Consider the following 2,643-nt stretch of genomic DNA (forward strand, 5'->3'; position numbering starts at 1 on the left):
ACAACGACAATGATCCCTTGGTGGCCGCCCTTTTTCACCCCCCTGCGGGGCGGCTGGGGTGATTTTTACGCTTCTCGGCCGAGCATTACGCGCAAGTCATTGATTGTTCGTTCGCCGCTGGGGTAAACGAAATCTGACCCGACTTGTAGGCTCATTCAATTCAGTGGGTTAGAGACTGCGCAATTGTCTCGTGTCCAGCGCCAGTTGGCTCTGACCCTTTTGAGATATGAGTAATGGCATGACTCGCAGCAGCAAGCGTCTTGCGCAGCTCGGTCTCCATCTGCTGCAGCTCAGCACCGGCGGCGGCGCGCGCGCGTTTGCCCTCGTCGGCGATCTGCAGGCTCTCCTCGATGGTCTCGATCAGGGTGCGATTGGCCTCCTTGACCGTCTCGATATCGAACACACCGCGCTCGATCTGACGCCTGGCCTCGGCATTAGCAGTCTTGAGGTTGTTCGCGTTGGCCTTGAGCAGCTCATTGGTCAGATCGGTCGCGGCCTTGACCGTCTCGGCGGCGCGCCCGGAGCGGTAGATGGTCACCGCCTGCGCCAGTTGCTGGCGCCACAACGGCACCGTGTTGACCAGCGTCGAGTTGATCTTGTTGATCAAGCCCTTGTCATTCTCTTGCACCAGACGGATGCTCGGCAGCGCCTGCATCGCCACCTGCCGCGTGAGCCGCAGATCGTGCACACGCCGCTCCAGATCATCGCGCGCGCTGCGCAGATCGCGCAGGTGTTGCGCCTGCACCATGTCCTCGGCCTGTTCGATCTTGGCTGCGAGCGCCGGGATGCTCTCCTGGTCCAGCTCCGCGAGCTTGGCCTCACCGGCGGCGATGTAGTGCTCCAATTCGCGGAAGTAATCCAGGTTGGCATCGTAGAGCCGATCCAGTGCGGTCACATCGGTCAGCAGCCGAGTCTTGTGCCGTTCCAAGTCGACGCTGATGCGCTCGATGTGATCGCGCACCGCCTCGTATTCCTGCAGAAAACGCAGGATCGGTTTGCCTTGGCCGAATAAGCGCTGAAGCATGCCCGGCTTGGCATTCGGGTCGAGGCGCTCGACATCGAAGCCGCGCAGGGTGCCGACCATCTCGCTCAGGGACTGGCCGGCGGCGCCGGTGTCCTTGCTGCGCACGCCTTCGAGCATCTGGTCGGACACCGTGGTCAGCTGCTGTTGCGCCTTGGCGCCGAAGTACATGATCGAGCTACTGTCGGTCAGGTCGAGTTCGGCCAACAGGGCCTTGATCTCGGCCTGTTCGGCCGGCGGTGCATCGGCCAATGTCACCACGGTTTGACTATCGTCTGGTGCTGGGGCGGTGCTCGGGACCGCCTCTGGCGAGGCCGACGGCGGCGCTGGCTGGTTCGTGTTCACTGTGTTCCTCGCTGATCGATCAAAGCCCGGATTCTCGCTGAAAACCGACGGGCGCGTGCTAGCGAATGCCCTCCTGCTCGAGCTGCTTCTTGAGCACCTCGATCTGCACATCGAGATCGAGCATGTCGGCCTCGCGCAGATGCTCGCGTTGGCGCTGGAACTGCTCTTCGATGGTGATCAGCACGGTGCGGAAGTGCTGTTCGAGTTCGGCCGACTCCACATGCCGATGGGTACGGGCATAGCCGTCCGAGACCTGTTCGGCGCCTTCCAGGAAGACCGTCAGGAAGCGCCGCGCCCGGCGCAGATCCGAGGGCCGCTCGGCGATCTGCGCGAGGATGCCGCGCCCCAGCTCGGCGATGCGCGCCAGGCGTTGGCTCAGTTCGCGATTGCCGATCGCCTCGGCGGCGCGCTCGATAGTGATGAGCCGATCCTCGGCCTCGGCGAGCGCCTCGATGACCGCCCGCGATTCCTTGTCCTGCGCGCTCATTGGTTCACCGACCCGCAGCGGCTCGAGCCCATAGGCCAGATGGTAGCCGAGCACGGCCACGGCCGCGAAGCCGATGCCAACCCCAAACGGATAGCCAACCCCGTACACCGCGGCAACACAGGTGCCAGCCGCCAGTGAGACCGCCGCGACATTGCGCAGCGGGAACTGCCAACGCCGACCGGGCTGGCTGAAGCGGCGCCGCTCGGCCGCCTCGGGCGATTGCCGCGAGGCCCGTCGCGTCAGCAGCGCCGCCAGCGCCAACAGCGCCCAGGCGGCAGCATCGCCGAAAAAACTGTCCAGTCGACTCAGGATCAACGCGTTGATCGCCGCAAACAGCAAGGGCGTGGAGAAGATCCACAGCAACCAAGCACCGGCGGGGCGTACCCGTGGCAGCGGATTTGGGTCAGAGGGTGTCACGAGAAGAAGAACGGGGCGAACATCGACTGGCAGGAGACAAGGCCCAGGCTCCACAACAGGAGCACCGCGCCCAGGAGTCGCGCACCGAGGCCCGGTCGCGATGGGGATTGATCTGGCGGTTTTGACATCGGCGGCGTCGGCATCGGTCTCTTGGCGGCTTCCAGTAACAGCGGGCACGACGATGAGACAATTGCGCAGTCTCTAACCCACTGAATTGAATGAGCCTACAAGTCGGGTCAGATTTCGTTTACCCCAGCGGCGAACGAACAATCAATGACTTGCGCGTAATGCTCGGCCGAGAAGCGTAAAAATCACCCCAGCCGCCCCGCAGGGGGGTGAAAAAGGGCGGCCACCAAGGGATCATTGTCGTTGT

At 63.5% G+C, this 2,643-nt stretch carries 2 protein-coding genes; both read right to left on the minus strand.

The features are described 5' to 3' along the window. Positions 1–160: 160 nt before the first annotated feature. On the minus strand, positions 161–1,366 hold the full coding sequence (locus CCR82_RS00550) for a toxic anion resistance protein (protein ID WP_338073060.1): 1,206 nt from the start codon (positions 1,364–1,366) through the stop codon (positions 161–163). Between the two features lie 58 nt (positions 1,367–1,424). Beyond that, a complete protein-coding gene (locus CCR82_RS00555; RefSeq protein WP_338073061.1) occupies positions 1,425–2,270 on the minus strand; it encodes a 5-bromo-4-chloroindolyl phosphate hydrolysis family protein in 846 nt (281 codons plus the stop codon). Between the last annotated feature and the right edge of the window lie 373 nt (positions 2,271–2,643).

This window comes from Halochromatium salexigens (genome assembly GCF_016653295.1).
Taxonomy (GTDB): Bacteria; Pseudomonadota; Gammaproteobacteria; order Chromatiales; family Chromatiaceae; genus Lamprobacter; species Lamprobacter salexigens.